Here is a 19,779-nt window from a genome sequence, read left to right as displayed (position 1 = left end):
GTGCCATGGGGGCAGCCGCCGCGGCGCAGCAAAAAGCCCTGGCTGTGGGTGGGCGTCGCCGGCGGGGCGGACGGGGTGTCGCGCTGCAGTCCCCAGGCGAGGCCCGCGCCGAGCAGCACCACCGCGCAGGCGATGGCGATCCAGGCCCCGCGCCGGCCGATTCGTGACCGCGGGGCCGGCGTTCGCTCCGGGGCCGGCCGGATCTGCAGGTCGGTCACCAGCGACCGCAGCTCGCGCAGGGTGGTCGCCCTGGTTGCGGCGGCTACCCGCTCGCGGTGCTCTTCGGTCGACAGCTGACCGTCACCCAGCGCTGCGTCGAGCGCCTGGCAGATGGCGTTGCGGTCGTCGTCGCTCGCCCTGATGTCATCGCTCATCGGCGGGCTATCCGAGGAGCTTCGTCAGCCAGGTCGGGTCGGAGTAGTTCACCGACGCGGTGCCGTCCCACACGAAGGGTGTCGAATTGGCGTTGAGCCCCGACAGCGTCGCGTACCCGGCCGCGGACTTCGCCTTGCCCGCGCCGACTTCGTCCCCGGACTTGATGCACGTCAGCACGTCGGCGTCCGCACCGACGGTCTTGGCCAGCTGGGCCAGTTCGCCGTCGGTGCGGTCCTCCGCGGCGTCCTCCGCCGGCTGGAAGTTGCTGGCGAACAAGCCCGAATAGAAGGCGGTGTAGGTCTTGGCGTCATTCTGGGCGGCCACGCAGTAGGACGCCGCCACCGCCCGGGTCGAGTAGTTCTTGCTGTGCGACTTGTCGTCGAGGAAGTCGAGCAGGTGGTAGCGCACCGCGAGCTTCTTGTTGTTCACGGCGCTCTCGATGTCACCCGCGTTCGACCTGATGAAACTGCCGCAGGGCGGGCAGATGGGTTCGTTGAAGATGTCGATGGTCATCGACGCCGCCGAGCTGCCGACGAATACACCGTCATCGAGGACCCGGAGCGCAACGGCGTCCGGTGGCGGTGGTTGCTTGGTCGGCGTGGGCGCGGACGAAGACTCCCACGGCCGAACGACGGCGAGCGCCACGCCCACGATGGCCACCAGTGCGGTGGCGGCGACGCCCACCCACAGCCAGGGCTTTTTGCTGCGCCGCGGCGGCTGCCCCCATGGCACCCCGGTGGTGCTGGGACCCCAGGTGGGGGCGCCGGGCCAGCCCGTCGGCTGGGGCCCCGGGCCCCCGGGTGGTGGCGGCGCCGCCCACATCGGGCCGGACGACGGGGCGTGCGCGGGGGCGGCCTGGGCAATTCCCCCGGGCTGCTGGCCGGCGAATGCCGCCGGCATCCGCGCCACCTGGCTGCGCGCCAGGATGTCGGTGGCCCGGTCCTGGTCGGGTTCGGCCAGCGCCGCGTAGGCGGCCGCGGACAGGTCACCGCAGCTGGCGTAGCGGTCCACGGGATCCTTCGCCATGCCGCGGGCGATCACCGCGTCGAAGGCGACCGGGATGCCCGGCCGCGCGGCACTGGGCTTTGGGATCGCCTGGTGCAGGTGGGCGCCCATCACGCTGATCTGGTCGCCGGTGTACGGCGGGGATCCGGTCAGGCACTCGTACAGCACGCAGGCCAAGGCGTAGATGTCGGCCCGATGGGTGACATCGGAGTCGCTGAACCGCTCCGGGGCCATGTATTTGACGGTGCCCACGGTGGTGCCGATCTGCGTCAGCTTTTCGTCGGCGCTGGCGCTGGCGATCCCGAAGTCCACGAGGTAGGCGAAGTCGTCCGCGCTCACCAGGATGTTTTCCGGCTTGACGTCGCGATGCAGGACCCCGGCGGCGTGCGCGGCGTCGAGCGCCGAGCCGATCTGGCGCACGATGGCCACGGCCCGGGGCGGGGACAGCGGCCCGTACCGGCTCAGCATGGTGGCCAGGTCTTTGCCGTCGATCAGGCGCATGTCGACATACAGCTGGCCGTCGATCTCGCCGAAGTCATGAATCGGGACCACGTGCGGCTCCTGCAGCCGGCCCGCGGTGCGGGCCTCGCGCTGCATGCGGGAGCGGAAGACCGGGTCGGTGGACAGCGTCTGCGACATCAGCTTCAGCGCGACGGTGCGTTCCCGGACCGTGTCCTCGGCCTCATAGACGTCGCCCATGCCGCCGCGACCGATCAGCCGCCGCAGCAGATATGGCCCGAACTGCGAACCCTCCCGCGAATCCGCGGTCGTGTCACCCATCCCGACTCCTCAGTCACCGACCGTGCGCAGGCATAAGGCTAAGGTTTCACAGGCCGCTGGGCACGGTGAATAGCGAAAGCCAGCTAATTGCGCAACGCGGATTAACGGAGTTCGTCGTCACCGCTGGTGCGTTCGGTCAGCCCTTCGCGGGACAGCGCCCGCACGAATCCGAAGGCCTGCATCCCGGCGGGGCCGGGGTTTTCGGTGATCCAGTCGTTGATCTTCCCGAAAGCGTTGGCCAGGTCGTCGCGCTTGACGCGGATCAGATAGGTCTTTCTGTCGTCGTCGGGATCGTCGATGGATTCGGCGACGGCGACGGGATTCTTGAAGGCGTACGCGATTCCGTGCACGGCGTCGTGGTTCAGCGCCCATTGCAGTTCGCTGGGCCGCAGCCGGTTGACCGCCAGATTGCGGTAGTCATGGTCGTCTTTTGAGCTGCTCACCTGGCCGATAGTCCTCCTCTGTGTGGCTCGAGAAAGTGGACGGCGAGGAACTGAAAATGATGCCGCGCAGGCGATTCGATGTGAGTGTTCAACCGGGCATTTCCATCATAGGAAGCGGTCCCGTCGGCTGCATGTCGAGCGGAATCAGCGGCGGTATTTCAAGAACAGGTAGCCGTCGCAAACCAGCGCGTGTTCGAGGCGCATCGTCACCGGTGCGGGCAGCGACGACGGCGTCAGGCGGTGGCCCACCGGCTGGCTGGCGGCGAGTTTGGGGGCCAAAGTCACGCAGATCTCATCGACGGCATCGGCCTCCACCAGCTCGTCGAGCACGGTCGGGCCGCCCTCGCACAGGATGCGGTGCAGCCCTCGTGCGCGCAGCAGCGCGACGACCCGTGCCACGTCGACGGATTCTTCGCCCGCCACCAATACCTGCCGCCCGCCGTCGCCGAAGTCCTCTCGCGCCGCCGCGGCCTGCGCGCACGTCACCACGATCGGTGGCTGGTCGGGGTCGTCGAACAGCCTCGACGGCAGCCGGCCGCTGCGGCTGATCACCGCGATCGGGGGTGGTGCGGTCCGGCCCGCGTCGATGAGCCGCACCGGGCCGTAGTTCTCAGCGCGCACCGTGCCGGCGCCCACCAGGACGACGTCGGCGAAGCCCCGCAGGGTTTTCAGCAGCTGTTGATCGACGGGACACGACAGTGGACCGGCCCGGCCGCCGAACGCGGCCGCGCCGTCGGCGCTGAAGATCATGTTGGCCCGCACGCCTGGCGGGGGATCGGCGTAGAACGATGCGAGTTCGGCGATGCCGGCAACGGTGCCCACCCGGGGAATCACCGTTACGCCTCGTGGCCGGGTTCCAGATGCTGAACGTCGCTGAAGGACACCCAGCTTTCCAGTTCCCGCGGGGGCCGGCCGTCCACCGGCGCGAGCAGATGCCCGACGTGGTCGCCCAGCGAGAAGCGCTCGACAATCTCGCCGACGAACCATGCGGCCGCGTCGTCGAGGATGGGGATCTGCGCCGGACCGCTGTGCCACGAGCAGCGGTCGAACTTGTTGATCGTGTCGCCGGTTTGGCTGCCGAACAGCTCCACGATGTCGAGGTGCTCGCGGTCGAACACGTGCACCGCCAGGTGAGTCGCCTCGGTGGCGACCCGGAACGTGTGGTTCTTCTTGGACAGCCCGACCAGGAATCGAGGCGGGTGGATGCTGGTCTGGCTGGCGAACCCAACCAGACAGCCCGCCGCGATGTCGTCGGCCCGCGTGGTCACCACGTACATCGGGTAGTTCAGCACCGCGACCAGCTTTTCGAACGCGTCTTCTCCGGGGTCGGCCATCCGCTCAGTCTTCCCGTTCGGCCTCCCGGGGAACCGTATCGGCCCGCCTATCCGCTACAAGAGCAGCTTTCTACGGCTTCGTCGCTGGGTCCGAAGGTCTCGGAGTCGGCGATGACGGTGTAGACCTCCCAGCGTTCCCCGCCGGGGCCGGTGACCCACACCTTGTCCTGGTTGGCGAAGCAGCAGGTGGTGTTGAGCTCCTCCTCGGTGACGAGGCCGCCTTCGGTCAGGCGCGCGATTTCGTCGTGCACGGTGTCGCTGGAGGCGACCTCCACACCGAGGTGGTTGAGGCTGCCGCCGTGGCCGGGGTTCTCGAGCAGCACCAGCTTCAGCGGGGGTTCGGCGATCGCGAAGTTGGCGTACCCGGGTTTGACCTTGGCCGGTTCGGTGCCGAACAGCTTGGAGTAAAACGCGATCGCCTCGCCGAGGTCGTCGACGTTGAGGGCGAGTTGCACACGAGACATGAGGTGTCCTTTCTCTACGGTGCGGCTATGGGGTGGTGGTGGGTAGGAGTTCGGCGATCAGCGCCTCGACGCGCTGGGCGATGTCGTCGCGGATGGCGCGCACCGCGGCGAGCGGTTGGCCTGCGGGGTCGGGCACTTTCCAGTCGCGATAGGACACTCCCGGAAAGTAAGGACAGGTGTCGCCGCAGCCCATGGTGATGACGACGTCGCTGCGCTGCACGTCGTCGCCGGTGAGGACTTTCGGGCTGGCGGCGGTGATATCGATGCCCAGCTCGGCCATCGCGGCAATCGCAACGGGGTTGATTTCGTCGGCGGGTTGCGTTCCGGCCGAGCGGACTTCGATGCGGTCTTCGGCCTTCGTGCTCAGCAAGGCGGCGGCCATCTGCGAGCGCCCGGCGTTGTGCACGCAGACGAACAGGACGCTGGGTTTACCGGGCATCGGCCTGGGCTCCGCGAAATAGCTTGGGGCGCAGCGCAAGCGACACGTAGACCAGCGCGATTAGCACGGGCACCTCGATCAGTGGTCCGACAACCCCGGCAAGGGCTTGCCCCGACGTGACGCCGTAGGTCGCGATGGCGACCGCGATGGCCAGTTCGAAGTTGTTCCCGGCGGCGGTGAACGCGAGGGTGGCGGTGCGGGCGTAGCCGAGTCGCAGCAGCAGTCCGAGGCCGTACCCGCCCGCCCACATGATCGCGAAGTAGGCCAGCAACGGAATCGCGATGCGGGCCACGTCCCACGGCCGCGAAGTGATCGCGTGGCCCTGCAGGGCAAAGAGAATCACGATGGTGAACAGCAACCCGTACAGGGCCCACGGCCCGATGCGGGGGAGGAACCGCGTTTCGTACCAGTCGCGGCCCCGGGTTCGTTCGCCCAGCCGGCGGGACAGGTATCCGGCGAGCAGCGGAATGCCGAGGAAGACGAGCACCGCCTTGGCGATCTGCCACGGGGAGACGTGGATGCCGGTTTGGGGCAGGCCCAGCCACCCGGGCAGCACCGACAGGTAGAACCAGCCCAGCGCGGCGAACATGACCACCTGGAACAGCGAATTCAACGCGACCAGCACGGCCGCGGCCTCGCGGTCCCCGCACGCCAGGTCGTTCCAGATGATGACCATCGCGATGCAGCGGGCCAGCCCGACGATGATCAGGCCGGTGCGGTACTCGGGCAGGTCGGCCAACAGCGACCACGCCAGCGTGAACATCACCGCGGGTCCGACCACCCAATTGAGCAATACGGAGGACGCGATCAGCTTGCGGTCGGCGGTGACTTCGTCCAGCCGGTCGTAGCGAACCTTGGCCAGCACCGGGTACATCATGACGAGTAGTCCGACCGCGATCGGCAGCGAAACCCCTTGAACGGCAACGGCACTCAGCGCGTTACCGAGACCGGGAACGATGCGCCCCAGCAACAGGCCCGTGGCCATCGCGGCGCCGATCCAGATCGGCAGAAACCGGTCCAGGATGGGGAGCCGGGTCGCCGTCGCGTCCGCCGTGAGCGCCCTGGTCATGGTTTCAGCACCGACGAAAGTTGCTGCAGCGCGGCGGGAATCACCCAGTAGTAGACCCAGGTGCCCCGGCGCTCGCAGTCCAGCAGCCCGGCCGAGCGCAGCAGCTTGAGGTGGTGGGAAATCGTCGGCTGCGACAGGTCGAAGGTGGCCGAGATCTCGCAGACGCAGGCCTCACCGCCGGGGTGGCTGGCGATCAGGCTCAACAGCCTGAGGCGAACGGGGTCGCCCAGCGCTTTGAACATCGTCGCCAGCTCGTTGGCCTGGGACTCGGCCATCGCGGCCGTCGCCAGGGTCGGGCAACATGCCAGCCCTTGTTTCGACATTCTTCTATATAAGCACTTATCGAATCAGCGCGCCACTCTCAGTTCGTCGCGACGCGCCGAATCGCGTAGGCGGCGACGCCAATGCCCAGCACCGCCAGGCCAGCCAGCACCGAGGACAGGGGCATCGCGAATGCCAAGACGACACACCCGGTCAGTCCCAACACCGGGATCGCTCGGTGCGGGCGGCCCTCATCGGCGCCGAGGGTGAAAGCGGAGGCGTTGGCGATCGCGTAGTAGATCAGCACGGCGAATGAAGAAAAGCCGATTGCGCCCCGAAGGTCGACGGCGGCGGCCAAGACCGCGACGACGGCGCCGATCAGCAGTTCGGCGCGGTGCGGCACGTGGAAACGCGGGTGCACGGCGGTCAGCGTGTGCGGGAGGTGGTGGTCGCGCGCCATGGCCAGGGTCGTGCGCGAGACGCCGAGAATCAACGCCAGCAACGAGCCCAGCGCCGCCACCGTCGCACCCACCTGCACCACGAGCGCCAGCCAGCCCGTCCCGGCCACCCGCACGGTGTCCACCAGCGGCGCCGTGGCCTGGCCGAGGCGCCGGGGTCCCAGTACCGCCAGCGCCGCTACGGCCACCAGGGCGTAGACGGCCAGGGTGATGGCGAGGGCGAGCGGTATCGCGCGGGGGATGGTGCGCGCCGGGTCGCGCACCTCCTCGCCCAGGGTGGCGATGCGCGCATAGCCGGCGAAGGCGAAGAACAACAGCCCCGCCGCCTGAACCACCCCGCCGACGGTCGCATTCGCCGGGCGGAGTTGTTCGACGTCGGCCGCTCCCGAGGCGAACGCCGTCACGACCACCGCGGCCAGCACCGCGAGGACGAGCGCGACGATGATGCGGGTCAGCCAGGCCGACTTCCGCACCCCGGCGTAGTTCACCGCGGTCAGCGCCACCACGGCCGCGACCGCGACCGGGTGCGCGTGCGACGGCCACGCATAGGAGCCGATGGTCAGGGCCATCGCGGCGCACGACGCGGTCTTGCCCACGACGAAACCCCACCCCGCCAGGTATCCCCAGAAATCGCCCAGCCGCTCGCGGCCGTACACATAAGTGCCCCCGGAGGCGGGGTAGCGGGCGGCCAGGCGCGCGGACGAGGTGGCGTTGCAGTAGGCCACCACCGCGGCCACCGCCAGGCCCAGCAGCAGCCCCGAGCCCGCCGCGCGCGCCGCGGGACCGAGCGCGGCGAAAATCCCGGCGCCGATCATCGAACCCAGTCCGATTGTCACCGCGTCGAATACGCCCAGGCTCCGGCGAAGCTCGCCGGTGTCGTTGTCGGCCAATCGGTCTCCTTACCGCATACGCCACGCCAACCTATCAAACTGGTTTGATGTATTCTCGGCCGAGATGGTGGCAGATAAGACGGCGGTCCCGTCGCTGATGCGGATGGCCTCGCATCCGGTGCGCTGGGCCATATTGACCGAACTCGCGGGGAGCGACCGCCGCGTGCGGGAGTTGGCTGCCGCCGTCGACGAGCCGCAGAACCTGGTTTCCTATCACCTGCGGCTGCTGCGCTCGGCCGGCCTCGTCGACGCGCGGCGCAGCAGTTTCGACGGCCGCGACACCTACTACCGCCTGAACCTCACGGGCTGCGCCGGGGCGTTCCGCGAGGCCGCCGCGGCGCTGCATCCGGCACTCGCGCCGAGTCCCGTCGCAAAGCCGGCTTCGCGGTCGGTGCTGTTCTTGTGCACCGGCAACAGCGCACGATCACCCATGGCCGCGGCGCTGCTGGAGCACAAAGGCCAGGGCCGCATTCGGGCCGCGAGCGCGGGCAGCCACCCCAAACCGCAGCTGCACCCCAACGCGATACGCGTCATGCGCGACAGGTACGGCATCGACCTTGCAGGGCGCCGGCCCCAACCGTTGGCCGCCGTGGCCCGGCGCCGCTTCGAGTGCGTGATCACGCTCTGCGACAGGGTGCGCGAGTACGCGCTCGACCATGACCTGGCGACGACGCACTGGAGCCTGCCCGACCCGTCGGCCGGCGGCTACCGCGAATTCGAAAGGGTGGCAAGCGAATTGGACGGACGCATCGACTTCCTGTTGCCAGCCCTGGATGCGCACCCGCGGGGATGATGACCGTGCCGCTCGATCGACGTGACTTCTTCAAATGGGGTGGGCTCGCCGCCCTGGCCGCGGGCGGGGGCGCCGCGTGTGGGCGGTCCGAACAACCCGCCGGCAAGCCCGACTACACGCTGCGGATCGGCACCGGCACAGTCGAATTGGCACCGGGCCACGTCGTGTCGACCCTGACCTACAACGGCCAATTCCCCGGACCGCTGCTGCGGTTCAAGGAGGGCCAGCGGACGACCGTGGATGTCTTCAACGACACCGGTTCCCCCGAGCAGCTGCACTGGCATGGCCAGCACGTGGGCGTCGACGTCGACGGCTCCGCCGAAGAGGGCACCCCCTACGTGCCCGCGCACGGCATGCGGCGCATCTCCTTCGTCCCCGGCCCGGCGGGCTTCCGCTTCTATCACACCCATGTGGTCCCGCGCGCCGACCTGTCCCGCGGGCAATACAGTGGCCTGGTCGGCCCGGTCTACATCGAACCCAGGGATAACGTCGGGGCCTACGACCAAGAGATCTTCCTGACGCTCAAGGAATTCGAGCCCACGTTCACGCGCGGCGGCGACATGGCCAGTGATTTCCTGCCCGGCGAAGAAGACCCGGAGCTCAAGGCAAGGGGCGAGTCGTCGATGGCGGCCTCGCTGGCTCGCGGCGAACCCCGCGGCTTCGAGGTCAGTTACGGGGCGTTCGCGGTCAACGGCCGGATGCTCGGCCACGCCGACCCCATCCGGGTGCGCACCGGCCAGCGGGTGCTGATGCACGTCCTGAACGGCAGCGGCACCGAATCGCGCAGCCTGGCCTTGCCCGGGCATGCCTTCAACGTGATCGCACTGGACGGAAACCCGGTGCCGAATCCGGCCGCCGTGCCCGTGCTGTGGCTCGGTGCGGCCGAACGGATTTCGGCGGTGGTCACCATGAACAATCCGGGGGTATGGGTGCTGGGCGACCTGTCCGACGATGACCGCGGTCACGGCATGGGTGTGGTGATCGAGTACGCCGGGCGCGGCGGGGATCCGGCCTGGGCCGCGCCCCCGCCGTTCAAGTGGGATTACCGCCTGTTCGCGCGGCCCGGGCCCGTCCCGCCGCCCGACCACACGATCGAGCTGCTGATCGAGAAGCGCAACGCCGCCGACAATGGCTTCAACGTGTGGACCTTCAACGGCGCGCCCTTCTCGATGGACACCAACCGGCCCGTGCTCAACGTGCAGCGCGACAAGCGCTACCGCCTGCGCTTCCGCAATGCCAGCGACGACCTGCACCCGATGCACCTGCACCGGCACACGTTCGAAATCACCCAATTCGCCGGCACGCCTACGGCCGGCGTGCGCAAGGACGTCGCGATGCTGGGCGGCTACCAGAGCATGGACGTCGACTTCGTCGCCGACCAGCCCGGCCTGTCGCTGCTGCACTGCCACCAGCAGATCCACATGGATTATGGCCTCATGCTGCTGTTCAACAGCGCCTGATCTCAGCCGAGCGGATTGTTCTCCCGCACACCGCGATACATGCCCCAGCGCACGATCCACGGCATCACGACCCGCTCGACCGACCACGACGGAAAGCGGAACGCATGGCCGGTGGGCAGAAACACCTCGAGCCCGTTGGGCTGAACCCCCACCAGCGAACCCCACCGCCGCGTCGGCGCGCGGTAGGTGTCGAGCCGCCCGCCGCTGAGTTCGGCCCGGACGTTGCGGGCCACCAACGCATCCCCGCGGTTGCGGGCCGAGCTCCGCAGCGGGTCGGTCGCCGCGACGTCGCCGACCGCGAAGACGCCCCGGTGTCCGGGCACCCGCAGCTCCGGTGTCACGCGCACGAACCCGTCCTCGTCGAGCAGCTCGGGCGGCAGCCAGTCGGTGTTGGGTCGCACCCGCCCGATCGCCCACAGCACGGCGTCGGCGCAAGCCGGGGGTTGTCCCGTGCTCCAGCGGACCGGGTCGCCGGTGATCTCGTCGCCCGCGAAGGCGTCGGGCAGCGCGGCGCGGTGGCCCGGGTGGATGCGCACGCCCAGGGCGGTGAGGCGGCCGCGAATCCGGTCCCAAATTCGCGGGTGGTACTCGCTCAGAGCGCGCGACCCAGGGAAGTACAGGTCGATCCGCTTGTCCGGCCACGTGGTGGCCAGGTTGAGCGCGCTGCTCACCGCCGCCGCGCCGCCGCCCACGACGACGACCGAGCGGGCGGTCGCCAGCCGGTCGTGCGCGGCGCGCAACTCCGCCCCGACGTCCGTCGCGGACTGCATTGTCGGCCGGCGCCAGAAGCCGTTGCTGACCCCCGTCGCGATGATCAGCGCGTCGTACTCCTCGGCGAGAGCTTCCCCGTCGGCGCGTTTGCCCACGACGGTGCGGGCGGCCAGGTCAAGGCCGGTGAGCTGGGCCTGCACCGTCCGCACCCGGTCGAGGCGCCGGAACCTGTCGAACGGTATCCAGTAATCGCGGGCCCAATCGTGCGGGCGCGAGAGCCGAACGCCGAGTTCCTGACCGCTGACCAGCGCGGGCTTGACGGAGATGCCGACGACGTCGGCGTGCCCGGACAGCCGGATCGCGGCCAGGACACCCGCGTCTCCAAGCCCGGCAATGACGACACGCTTGCGGTTCATGTCGCTATCCTGCCTGGCATGAAGTTCGCGATCACGCACTGATCGATCGATTGCCAGGAGCACGCAGTTGATCACCACCGAGATACGGCCGACGCACCCGCGCGCGCGTGCCGCGTTGCGCGCCGCCGTGCGCGCGTCGGCCCCCCGTCCGGCCGCCGCCCGGCGGGCCGCCAAGGACTTCGAGAAGCCGGCCCTGGGGGCCGCGGTGCTCGCGGAGATCCGGTGGGCGTTCACCGCGCCCCGCACCTGGCTGATGGGCGTGGTCGCCAACGTGGTCTTCGCCGCCGCATGGCTGCTGGTGCAGCCGCTGACCATCGGGCGCCACCACACCGACTGGGTGATTTTGGTGGGCACCTACTTTTCGTCGTGGGTGCTGGCCGACGTCACGACCACCAACCTGTTGGGCGCCGATCACTACCGCGTGCTGGCGGGCCTGTCCGACGGCGTGCCGTTCTGGCGAATCCTGCTGATCAAAAACCTTGCCCTGCTTGCGATCGTCGGGATGCCCACCTTGCTGGCGGCCATGGTGTTGACGCTGTGCCTGGAAACGCCTGGGCGGCTGGCGATCACGATTCCCACCGTCGCCGTGCCCATCGTGTCCTGGCTGGGGGTGGGCAACCTGATCTCGGTGCTGCACCCGGTCGGTGTCGAGCCGCTGGTCCGGCGATGGCGGCAGCGCGGCGACCGGCGCACCATCGGCAGCTGGCTGACGGTGCTGACCCTGCCGTACGTGTTGTACTACGTCGCCGATCCGATGAACGGGGTCGAGCACAAGGTGCTCTGGACCAAGTTGCCCGCGATGATCTGGCCGGTATTCGGTCGTGACACCAAGAGCTTCGTGCACCTGGCCATTGCCGTGGCCGTTTGGGTCGCAGGCACCACCGCCGCGGTGTGGTGGGTCCGCAAGCGCGGCTTGACGATCAGGTGAGTCGGGGTGAGGAACGGCCACCAGCGGGACGAAGATCCAGATCGGAAGATGGTTTCTTCGAACGGGTTTCGGCTCGAACGCGATTTCGTCGACCGACACGTAGCGGCCCTCGAATGGCGGGGTGTCACTGGTCCGCCGTTCGGCGATGGCCGCCAGGTACTCGTCCCGTTCGGCGAACGGCACTCAGAGGAGCTCGAATTCCCGTACCAGCTTGTCCCGGCTAGCGGTCCATGTCACGCGATCTTGCGACCCATGTTGTTACTCTGACGATGTGGACTCAGAAATGGCCGCTGCCAGCGGAAACCAGGGGAAGGCGGTGCTTGCCGCTACCAGCTGGGCGCTGCTGGGCATGATGTCCTACGAGGAGGAAGTGTCCGGCTACGACCTGAAAAAGTGGATCGACTGGAGCGTCGATCTGTACTACTGGAGTCCGTCGTATAGCCAGATCTACACCGAGCTGAAGAAGCTCGAGGGGCTGGGCCTGGTGACCTCACGCGTTGAACGCGACGAGGGTCCGCGCAGCCGCCGGCTCTACAGGATCACGCCGGCCGGGATGGCCGCGGTCACCGACTGGACCAACAACGCCCCGGTGGACCCTCCGGTGCTCAAGCACAGCGTCCTGCTGCGAGTGACGTTTGGTCACCTCAGCAACCCGGCCCGGCTCAAGGAGCTGCTCGCCGAACACGTCGCCTACGCCGAGGCCAGGCACCGCAAGGCGGTTGAGGACGCGGACGGCGCCGAGGCCCAACCCGCATGGGCGTATTCGGTGATCGCGCTTCGCTGGGCGGCCAAGTACTACGCCGCGGAGCGCGAATTCGCGCTCGAACTGATGAAGGACATCGACGAGGCGGACGCCATTCTGCAGAAGGCGGCGAAGGGGGGCTTCGGGCAGCCGCGCCCGATGCCCGGCTACTGGCGTGAGGTCGAGAAGCAGGTCGAGGCCAAACGCAAGGCGGACTGATCCTGATGGCGGCGACCCGTCCCCCGCAAGCGGGAGGTACCCCCATCGCCCGGCCTCGCCGCCCTCGCGATCGCCGCTAGCGCGCCGCGTCCCGCGCCGCCGCGTCGCGGGCCGCGATGAAGCCGTACACCAGGCCCTGCGCGATCGTCGCCCCCGCGCCCGGGTACGTCGTGCCGAACGCGTTGGCGGCGGTGTTGCCGATCGCATACAGGCCGGCGATCACGCTTCCATCCTCGCGGAGCACCCGTGCGCGCTCGTCGGCCTTCAGTCCGCCGCACGTGCCCAGGTCGCTCAGCACCATCTTCACGGCGTAGAACGGGCCGTTGACCAACGGGCGCAGATTGGGGTTCGGCTTGATCGTGGGGTCGCCGTAGTAGCGGTCGTAGGCGCTGCGCCCTCGGGCGAAGTCGGGATCCTCACCGGCGGCGGCGTTTTGGTTGAAGCGAGTCATCGTCTCGCGGAACTCCGGCACCGGCACGTTCATCCGGTCGCCCAGCTCGCCGAGGTTGTCCGCCCGCACCGCGATGCCCGCGTCGTACCACGCCTGCGGGATGCGCATGCGCGGGAACAGTTCGGCGCCAAAGACATAACTGTTGCGGTACTGCTGGTCGAACACGATCCACATCGCGTCCACCGGGCTGCCCGACCGCTCCAGCTCGAGCAATCGCTGACCGAACGACATGTAATCCGCTGACTCGTTGGCGAATCGGTGGCCGTTTTGGTCGACGATGAGGCTTCCGGGCAGTGAACGTTCGGCCAGCATTACCGCAGGCGCCCCGCCCGGCAGGGGCGCGATGGCGGGAAACCACCAGGCTTGATCCATCAGAGCGATGTCGGCGCCGAATTCCTGCCCCGCGCGAATGCCGTCACCCGTATTGGATTGGGCCCCCATGCTCAGATTGGCCCCCAGGGACTCGGACTGAAACTTCCACCGCATGTCCATGCTGTGGTCGAAACCGCCCGTCGCCAGCACCACTCCGCGCCGGGCGGTGATCGTCACCTCGCGCCCGTCATGGTCGACGACCGCGCCAATCACCCGCTCCCCGTCGCCTCGCAGGCGAACGAGCGGGCAGTCGGTCCACACCGGGATACCGGCGCGCAGCACCCCCGCGAACAGCCCGGCCATCAGACCCTGGCCGCCCGCGGCGTAGCGCCGGCCGATCAGCCTCCCGCCGAAGCCCTGGGCCACCCGCTTGCCGAACGTCGGGATGCCCTTGCGCGGCACCCGGGCCACGAGGTTCATCCACCGGTAGTCGGCGCCCGTCGTCGGGATCGAGACGCCGGCCTCGAGCACGCCGGGCCGCAGCCGGGTGCGGTACGGGCCGAGGATCGAGGTGTCGAACGGGCGGCATTCGCACGTCCGGCCCGCCGCGCTGCCACCCGGCTCCTCGGGGTGGTAGTCGGAGTAGTCGCGGGCCCAGAACAACCGCAGCCGGGTCGTTCGGCGCAGCATGTCGACCGTGGCCGGGACGTGGGCCACGAATTCGGCCGATCGCTGCGGCGGGGCCGAACCCGCCACCACCGAGTCCAAATACGCGGTGGCACGCTCGGGGGAGTCCCCGGCGCCCGCATCGCGTAGCACCGGGCTGACGGGCAGCCACAACGCGCCGCCCGATCGGGCTGTCGATCCACCCACGTAGGACGACTTCTCCACGATCAGGACCGACAGCCCGAGTTCGTGGGCGGCCAGTGCCGCGGCCATGCCGGTCCCGGACCCGACCACCAGCAGGTCGACCGTCATATCCGTCACGGGCAGCCCGGCGGGGATCGTCGTGCTCTGGGGGTTCACGCGCAAAACCGTATGCCCAGGCCGCCCGGCAACGGAAGAGCCGTCCTGATCAGTGGGAACAAGCGGTCCCGCAAACGGGGCGACGGGAGTTTAATCATCCCTATGACGACGCAGTCCGAGGTCGACGAAGTTCGGCTGATTGAAGCGCAGGCCGTGCCGACGCGGTTCGCCCGCGGCTGGCACTGCCTGGGCCTGATCCGGGATTTCGGCGATGGCAAGCCGCACGCCGTCAACGCCTTCGGACAAAAGCTCGTCGTCTTCCGCAGCGCGAACGGCACCATCAACGTCCTTGACGCCTTCTGCCGGCACATGGGCGGTGATCTCTCGCAGGGCGAAGTCAAGGGCGACGAGATCGCCTGTCCGTTCCACGACTGGCGCTGGGGCGGTGACGGGCGGTGCAAGCAGGTGCCCTACAGCCGGCGCACGCCGAAGCTGGCGCGCACCGCGGCGTGGACCACGCTGCAGCAGGACGGGATGTTGTTCGTGTGGAACGACCCGGAGCGCAAACCGCCGCCCGCGGAGGTCACCATCCCGCGCATCGAGGGCGCCACCAGCGACGAATGGACCGACTGGCACTGGTACACCACGGTCGTGCACAGCAACTGTCGCGAGATCATCGACAACGTGGTGGACATGGCCCACTTCTTCTACATCCACGGCTCGCTGCCCACCTATTTCAAGAACATCTTCGAGGGACAGGTGGCCACCCAGTACATGAACGGCGGGAGCCGACCCGACATCGGTAGCCCCGAGGGGACCACGATGCTGGGGACCACGTCGGTGGCGTCCTACTACGGGCCGTCCTTCATGATCGACGACCTGACCTACCACTACACCGACGGCGACGCCAAGACGATCCTGATCAACTGCCATTATCCGATCGACTCGAATTCCTTTGTGCTGCAATACGGCATCATCGTCAAGAAGTCGGACAAGTTGCCTGGCGATGAGGCGCTGAAGACCGCTATCAGCCTGGGCGACTTCGTAAAGATCGGGTTCGAGCAGGACGTGCAGATCTGGCGGCACAAAGCGCGCATCGACAACCCGCTTCTGGTCGAGGAGGACGGGCCGGTCTACCAGTTACGTCGCTGGTATCAGCAGTTCTACGTCGATGCCGCCGACGTCGAACCGGACATGGTGGACCGCTTCGAGTTCGAGCTTGACACCACCCGGCCCTACGAGGCGTGGATGAAAGAGGTCGAGGCCAACATGGCCGCGCAGGGTGCCGGTTAGTGTGATGCCGCTCGATTCGTCTGTCCGGCAGGACAATCGCCTCGACGAGATGCCGATGTGCCCCGTGGGGTGCCGCAGGTGCGGCGCGCAGGTACTTGCCCGCAAGAGCAGCTGGAATCAGACCAGCGTGCAGTGGAACGCCGATGCGACGGCCCGGTGCGTCGAACGGGCCGAAGCGCAGAGGATTTCCACGCCCGGCGGTCGCGGCGTGTTCCTGGCGTGTTCGGCGTTGCAGGGGTCGCTGCTGGAAGCCGTGCGGCGCGGCGGTTTGGCGATCGTCGACGAAACTGCTTGACCCTCATTCCGCCGGCAGACGGCTCGGCGGTGGGCGATCCGTCATGCGAGCTGGAATGCGCTGATGGGCGCCTCTTCGGGGTAGACGGCGGGGCCGCCGAGGTCATAGCCGGCGTTGAGCGCGCCGATGAACGCCGGGTCGTGCAACGGCTCACTGGGAATGTCGAGCTTGGTGCCTCTGCGGTTGAGGTCGTCGACCATGATGTCGATGGCCTTCTCGATCGTCAGGTCGTGCGATCCCTCCATGTTCTTCTTCAGCTCGTCGTGGTCGGTGAAGACCTCGGCGGACCAGTGCACCAGGAACCGCAGTTGGTCGGTGTGGTGGCGCGCGATCACCTCGTCGCCGTTCTTGAGCAACCACTGATCCCGATCACCGGGGTCACCGGAAAAGACTGTTTCGAACGACAATCCGGCCGGAATTTGTTGCTCCAGTGGCCCGTTCGCCTCGCCGCGATGCACCATCATTTCGTTCTGCACCACCACGCCACGGTTGTTGATCGGCGGCAACACGCGTTTGGGGGCCTTGAGTGGCCCGTCGGGCCAGTAGGTGAAGCCGCTCCCGGGATCGAGCGAGAACCACGTGATCACCTGCGCCATCTTGATCAGGTAGTCGCCGAACAGACCGGACTTGCCCATCACGCTGGTGAGCCAGGTCGGCGCGTTCTCGTGACGCACGCCGCGAAAGCTCGGCGAGTCCAGATGCCCCGGGTCGCGGTTGGCGCACGGCCCGTTGATGTTGAACAGCATCAGCTGCGGCTTGGCGTACTGGGCGTTCCAGTAGCTCTTGGCCATATCGAGAAACCGTGCGTTGTAAAAGCAGTCGTGCAGCTCGGGGTAGAGCACCGCGCCGTAGTTGGCGAGGTAGCCGCGGAAGGTCGGGGTAAGGAACAGGTCGAGCGATGGGGTGAAGCCTTCGGGGAAAAGGCCGCTCATGGTGGCGATCAGCTCATCGGGGGAGGCGAAGTGTTGCGCGATGATCAACCGCCACGGCCCTTCCGTGCGAACCACGTCCAGCAGGCGTTCGCGCTGATCGTCGGTATAGACGTTGTCGACCTCGCGCGGCGGCGCGGCCGGCCGTAACACGTCGGAAAGCTCCATCCGCCGATCGTCGGTGAGCATCAGCTGTCTCCTTTGGAAGTTCGTGGTCTGATTGTGGGCGGCGTGGTGACAATGCGCGGGGCAATAGCCCGGTCACCGGGACGTCAGAACTCCGACCGGATGGCCGAACTTGGCCCGCAGTAGCGCGCCGATCTCGGCGATGGCCAGCCGGCCCCGCGCCGTGGCATCGGAACGCATCAGAAACCCGTGGCACATCCCGGGATAACGGGTCAGGGTGGTCTGCACGCCGGCGTCCCGCAGCCGATCCGCATACCGCTCACCCCAATCCCGGATCGGATCGCACTCCGCGGTGACGACGATGGCCGGAGGGAGCCCGGCGAGCTCGGATGCGTAGGCGGGCACCAGGTATGGGCTGCTGGGCGCACCCGCGTCGCCGTCGACCAGGGAGTGCATGTAGTCGATGTCGTCGCGGGTGAGCATCGGGGCGTCGGCCAAAGCGGTGACGGACGGAGCCGTCATGTCGCGGTCCAGGCCTGGATACAGCAACACCTGCGTGCGGATCGGCGGCCCGCCGCGATCACGCGCGGCGAGCGCGACGCCGGCCGCCAGTGCGCCACCCGCGCTGTCGCCGATCACCCCGAGTCTTTCCGGGTCGACCCGGAGCTCGCGGGCATTCCGTGACACCCAGTGCGTCGCGGCGTACGCATCGTCGAACTGCGCGGGTGGCGGCCACTCCGGGGCCAGGCGGTAGCCGACCGCGACGACGGTGGCCGCCGATGCCGCGGCCAGCTCACGGGCCAGTGGCTCGAACGAGTGGTTCGACCCCATCACGAGCCCGCCGCCGTGCAAATACACCAGCACGGGTCCGCCGCTGTCGGTGTCGGGACGGTAGACCCGTGCCGGGATGTCGCCCGCGGGACCGGGAATGGCTTCTTCCGTGACGGCCGCCATCTCGGGCATCGACTCGGGCGGTGGCGCGGATTCGAGCGCGGCGCGCACCGCCGCGAGCCCGCGCTGGCGCATCGGGGGGATGTCGCCGAACGAAGCGATGCGGGCGGCGGCGTCGGGGTCGAGCCTGGGCGTCGCCATGTCAGAGCTGGCCGGCACCGAACCGGCGTGCGGTGCGCAGCGCCGGAGGTCGTTGTGAGGCAAGCACTTCCGCGCGCTCCGCCATCGCCGCACCGATGTACTCGGGGTGCGTGAGCAGGTAGAACCGGCCCGCGGCGGCTTGATCGAACAGTGTTTCCGCGGCCGTCGACGGGTCCATCGCCATGGCTTTGATGTCGAGCATCGCCGAGCGATGCGACTCGGCGGCGGCAGCAGCGGTGGCGTCTGCGGGGTCCACACCACCCGCGGATTCGAAGATGTTGGACACGACGGGTCCGGGCAGCACGGCCTGCACGTGAACGTGGTTGTCGTGCCCCGCCAGCTGGACCTCGGCGCACAGGCATTCCGTCATCGCGAGCACCGCGTGCTTGCTCACGATGTAAGGCGTCTGCAACGGCATTGTCACCACACCGCCGACCGACGAAAGGTTCCAGACCCACGCCTGCTCGTCGCTCGCGATCATTTTGGGCAGGAAGGCGCGCACGCCGTAGAAGACTCCACTCACATTGACATCGATGATGCGTTGCCAATTGACGACCGGGGTGTCCCACAGATAGCCGAACTGTTCGATACCGGCGTTGTTCACCAGCAACCGCACCGCGCCGTAATCGCGATAGACCCGGTCCGCGAGGCCCTGCACCGCCTCGGGATCACGGACGTCGCAGACGATGTCGACGGCCGTGCCGCCCGCCGCGCGCAGTTCGTCGCGCAGCGCGGCGATGCGGTCGGCGTCGATGTTGGCGAGCACCACGGTCATGCCCAACCGGTGGGCGTGCCGCGCCAAACCGGCGCCGATCCCGGATCCAGCCCCGGTGATGACGGCGACGCCGCCGGAGAATGCGTCGCGGGCGGTCATGACGGTGCGGCGCTGTCGGCATGCAACTCCGCCAGCAGGACCGAGTTGGTCGCATCGAGAACCACGTCCATCTCGGTGAATTGCAGCCCATTGTCGCCGCGTCGGACGGCGACGGTGACGACCCCGCTGGAGACCGCGAACGGCACGAAGTTGGCGATCTGGTTGACGAGGATGTAGAACCGCGCGCGGGTGATCGCACCGTCGGTCCCGGTGCGGTGGACGCTGGTGGCGTGGTGACGCAGCGGGTACGGGCTTTGCTCGCGATGCTGGGACAGCCACTCGATCACCGCGTCTCGGCCGTTGAGCTCGGGCGACATCAGCTCCTCGAATGGGCTTGCGCCCGAATCGCTTCTCGTCACGTAGCGCACGTCATGGGCGTATCTCACCGCCAGCTCGTCGTAGTGGGCCTCGTCGTAGTGGTACCAGAACTCGCCGATGAACTCCTGCAGTTCCGACAGCGTGACGTCGTTGTTCATGGCATCGAATCAAACTCCACCGTGGCCGCGGCGGCACCGCGACCGCCCGATCAGTGGAACACCGTCCGCGTCACTCGGTGATCAGGCTCCACAAGCCGCCGGCGCTCGCGTGGCGATCGGAGTTCGGTTCGATGCGTTACTGGGACGACGTCGTCACCGACGCCGCAATGCACGCGAG

At 68.2% G+C, this 19,779-nt stretch carries 20 protein-coding genes and 2 pseudogenes; 6 read left to right on the top strand and 16 right to left on the bottom strand.

The genetic code is table 11. The features are described 5' to 3' along the window. From A5711_RS09975 to A5711_RS09930, 9 genes and pseudogenes are all read right to left on the bottom strand, one after another. A partial coding sequence (locus A5711_RS09975) for a DUF1707 domain-containing protein (RefSeq protein WP_156744851.1) occupies positions 1-374 on the bottom strand: 374 nt, incomplete at its 3' end. Between the two features lie 7 nt (positions 375-381). Further along, a complete protein-coding gene (locus A5711_RS09970) occupies positions 382-2,160 on the bottom strand; it encodes a serine/threonine protein kinase PknE (RefSeq protein ID WP_067945969.1) in 1,779 nt (592 codons plus the stop codon). A 101-nt stretch (positions 2,161-2,261) separates the two neighbouring features. After that, positions 2,262-2,603, bottom strand: a complete 342-nt coding sequence (locus A5711_RS09965; protein ID WP_067945967.1) for a hypothetical protein — start codon at positions 2,601-2,603, stop codon at positions 2,262-2,264. A gap of 144 nt (positions 2,604-2,747) precedes the next feature. Then, positions 2,748-3,437 (bottom strand): pyrimidine reductase family protein, encoded by a 690-nt coding sequence (locus A5711_RS09960; RefSeq protein ID WP_067945966.1) that lies wholly within the window; start codon positions 3,435-3,437, stop codon positions 2,748-2,750. A gap of 2 nt (positions 3,438-3,439) precedes the next feature. Beyond that, positions 3,440-3,937 carry a flavin reductase family protein gene (locus A5711_RS09955; RefSeq protein WP_067945963.1) on the bottom strand — a complete coding sequence of 166 codons (498 nt, stop codon included), beginning with the start codon at positions 3,935-3,937 and terminating at the stop codon, positions 3,440-3,442. A gap of 47 nt (positions 3,938-3,984) precedes the next feature. Further along, entirely contained in the window at positions 3,985-4,401 is a 417-nt protein-coding gene (locus tag A5711_RS09950) for an ArsI/CadI family heavy metal resistance metalloenzyme (protein ID WP_067945961.1), read from the bottom strand. A 25-nt stretch (positions 4,402-4,426) separates the two neighbouring features. Then, positions 4,427-5,909: pseudogene (arsB, locus tag A5711_RS09940) on the bottom strand (ACR3 family arsenite efflux transporter). Then, complete coding sequence (locus A5711_RS09935) at positions 5,906-6,232, bottom strand: helix-turn-helix transcriptional regulator (protein WP_067945955.1); 327 nt, start codon at positions 6,230-6,232, stop codon at positions 5,906-5,908. The pseudogene arsB and the gene A5711_RS09935 overlap by 4 nt, the downstream one beginning before the upstream one ends. A gap of 38 nt (positions 6,233-6,270) precedes the next feature. After that, a complete protein-coding gene (locus A5711_RS09930) occupies positions 6,271-7,518 on the bottom strand; it encodes an APC family permease (RefSeq protein WP_067945953.1) in 1,248 nt (415 codons plus the stop codon). 64 nt (positions 7,519-7,582) lie between these two features. Here A5711_RS09930 and A5711_RS09925 point away from each other — a divergent pair, with 64 nt between their 5' ends. Next, positions 7,583-8,311 carry an ArsR family transcriptional regulator gene (locus A5711_RS09925; protein WP_067945951.1) on the top strand — a complete coding sequence of 243 codons (729 nt, stop codon included), beginning with the start codon at positions 7,583-7,585 and terminating at the stop codon, positions 8,309-8,311. Then, entirely contained in the window at positions 8,311-9,771 is a 1,461-nt protein-coding gene (locus A5711_RS09920) for a multicopper oxidase family protein (RefSeq protein ID WP_067945950.1), read from the top strand. The genes A5711_RS09925 and A5711_RS09920 overlap by 1 nt, the downstream gene beginning before the upstream one ends. 2 nt (positions 9,772-9,773) lie before the next feature. On the opposite strand, the gene A5711_RS09915 is transcribed toward A5711_RS09920, so the two are convergent. Further along, on the bottom strand, positions 9,774-10,898 hold the full coding sequence (locus A5711_RS09915; protein WP_067945948.1) for an FAD-dependent oxidoreductase: 1,125 nt from the start codon (positions 10,896-10,898) through the stop codon (positions 9,774-9,776). A 127-nt stretch (positions 10,899-11,025) separates the two neighbouring features. On the opposite strand from A5711_RS09915, the gene A5711_RS09910 reads away from it, so the two are divergent. Next, a complete protein-coding gene (locus A5711_RS09910) occupies positions 11,026-11,826 on the top strand; it encodes a hypothetical protein (RefSeq protein ID WP_067945975.1) in 801 nt (266 codons plus the stop codon). Here the strand turns inward: A5711_RS09910 and A5711_RS27540 are convergent. After that, a pseudogene (locus A5711_RS27540) lies at positions 11,811-12,036 on the bottom strand (LLM class F420-dependent oxidoreductase); the annotation flags it as partial. The gene A5711_RS09910 and the pseudogene A5711_RS27540 sit on opposite strands and share 16 nt — an antisense overlap. A 73-nt stretch (positions 12,037-12,109) precedes the next feature. Here A5711_RS27540 and A5711_RS09905 point away from each other — a divergent pair. After that, positions 12,110-12,787, top strand: a complete 678-nt coding sequence (locus A5711_RS09905; RefSeq protein ID WP_067945946.1) for a PadR family transcriptional regulator — start codon at positions 12,110-12,112, stop codon at positions 12,785-12,787. Between the two features lie 76 nt (positions 12,788-12,863). Here the strand turns inward: A5711_RS09905 and A5711_RS09900 are convergent, their stop codons facing one another. Further along, positions 12,864-14,576, bottom strand: a complete 1,713-nt coding sequence (locus A5711_RS09900; RefSeq protein ID WP_082975698.1) for a 3-ketosteroid-delta-1-dehydrogenase — start codon at positions 14,574-14,576, stop codon at positions 12,864-12,866. A 102-nt stretch (positions 14,577-14,678) separates the two neighbouring features. Between A5711_RS09900 and A5711_RS09895 the strand changes: the two genes are divergently transcribed. Together A5711_RS09895 and A5711_RS09890 are read left to right on the top strand one after the other, a co-directional pair. Next, the gene (locus tag A5711_RS09895; protein ID WP_067945944.1) at positions 14,679-15,809 is read left to right on the top strand and encodes a Rieske 2Fe-2S domain-containing protein; all 1,131 of its coding nucleotides are present in this window, start codon (positions 14,679-14,681) and stop codon (positions 15,807-15,809) included. Between the two features lie 4 nt (positions 15,810-15,813). Continuing rightward, on the top strand, positions 15,814-16,104 hold the full coding sequence (locus A5711_RS09890) for a ferredoxin (protein WP_067945971.1): 291 nt from the start codon (positions 15,814-15,816) through the stop codon (positions 16,102-16,104). Between the two features lie 41 nt (positions 16,105-16,145). On the opposite strand, the gene A5711_RS09885 is transcribed toward A5711_RS09890, so the two are convergent. The 4 genes from A5711_RS09885 to A5711_RS09870 form a co-directional block, all read right to left on the bottom strand. Then, positions 16,146-17,222: a hypothetical protein gene (locus A5711_RS09885; RefSeq protein WP_067945942.1), complete on the bottom strand. Its 1,077-nt coding sequence runs from the start codon at positions 17,220-17,222 to the stop codon at positions 16,146-16,148. A gap of 72 nt (positions 17,223-17,294) precedes the next feature. Continuing rightward, a complete protein-coding gene (locus A5711_RS09880; RefSeq protein WP_067945940.1) occupies positions 17,295-18,251 on the bottom strand; it encodes an alpha/beta hydrolase in 957 nt (318 codons plus the stop codon). Position 18,252: 1 nt separating this feature from the next. Further along, the gene (locus tag A5711_RS09875; protein ID WP_067945938.1) at positions 18,253-19,125 is read right to left on the bottom strand and encodes an SDR family oxidoreductase; all 873 of its coding nucleotides are present in this window, start codon (positions 19,123-19,125) and stop codon (positions 18,253-18,255) included. Beyond that, positions 19,122-19,601: a nuclear transport factor 2 family protein gene (locus A5711_RS09870; RefSeq protein WP_067945936.1), complete on the bottom strand. Its 480-nt coding sequence runs from the start codon at positions 19,599-19,601 to the stop codon at positions 19,122-19,124. The genes A5711_RS09875 and A5711_RS09870 overlap by 4 nt, the downstream gene beginning before the upstream one ends. Positions 19,602-19,779: the final 178 nt, after the last annotated feature.

Source organism: Mycobacterium sp. E2238 (assembly GCF_001672665.1).
Taxonomy (GTDB): Bacteria; Actinomycetota; Actinomycetes; order Mycobacteriales; family Mycobacteriaceae; genus Mycobacterium.
Note: the sequence above shows the minus strand (reverse complement) of the source record. Positions and strands in the feature narration are given on the sequence as shown.

What these genes read in the sequence shown, in the direction of transcription:
- A5711_RS09970 (WP_067945969.1), bottom strand. Translation starts at nt 2,160, where the DNA reads ATGGGTGACACGACCGCGGATTCGCGGGAGGGTTCGCAGTTCGGGCCA.
- A5711_RS09955 (WP_067945963.1), bottom strand. Translation starts at nt 3,937, where the DNA reads ATGGCCGACCCCGGAGAAGACGCGTTCGAAAAGCTGGTCGCGGTGCTG.
- A5711_RS09950 (WP_067945961.1), bottom strand. Translation starts at nt 4,401, where the DNA reads ATGTCTCGTGTGCAACTCGCCCTCAACGTCGACGACCTCGGCGAGGCG.
- A5711_RS09935 (WP_067945955.1), bottom strand. Translation starts at nt 6,232, where the DNA reads ATGTCGAAACAAGGGCTGGCATGTTGCCCGACCCTGGCGACGGCCGCG.
- A5711_RS09925 (WP_067945951.1), top strand. Translation starts at nt 7,583, where the DNA reads ATGGTGGCAGATAAGACGGCGGTCCCGTCGCTGATGCGGATGGCCTCG.
- A5711_RS09920 (WP_067945950.1), top strand. Translation starts at nt 8,311, where the DNA reads ATGACCGTGCCGCTCGATCGACGTGACTTCTTCAAATGGGGTGGGCTC.
- A5711_RS09915 (WP_067945948.1), bottom strand. Translation starts at nt 10,898, where the DNA reads ATGAACCGCAAGCGTGTCGTCATTGCCGGGCTTGGAGACGCGGGTGTC.
- A5711_RS09905 (WP_067945946.1), top strand. Translation starts at nt 12,110, where the DNA reads ATGGCCGCTGCCAGCGGAAACCAGGGGAAGGCGGTGCTTGCCGCTACC.
- A5711_RS09895 (WP_067945944.1), top strand. Translation starts at nt 14,679, where the DNA reads ATGACGACGCAGTCCGAGGTCGACGAAGTTCGGCTGATTGAAGCGCAG.
- A5711_RS09890 (WP_067945971.1), top strand. Translation starts at nt 15,814, where the DNA reads ATGCCGCTCGATTCGTCTGTCCGGCAGGACAATCGCCTCGACGAGATG.
- A5711_RS09885 (WP_067945942.1), bottom strand. Translation starts at nt 17,222, where the DNA reads ATGCTCACCGACGATCGGCGGATGGAGCTTTCCGACGTGTTACGGCCG.
- A5711_RS09880 (WP_067945940.1), bottom strand. Translation starts at nt 18,251, where the DNA reads ATGGCGACGCCCAGGCTCGACCCCGACGCCGCCGCCCGCATCGCTTCG.
- A5711_RS09875 (WP_067945938.1), bottom strand. Translation starts at nt 19,125, where the DNA reads ATGACCGCCCGCGACGCATTCTCCGGCGGCGTCGCCGTCATCACCGGG.
- A5711_RS09870 (WP_067945936.1), bottom strand. Translation starts at nt 19,601, where the DNA reads ATGAACAACGACGTCACGCTGTCGGAACTGCAGGAGTTCATCGGCGAG.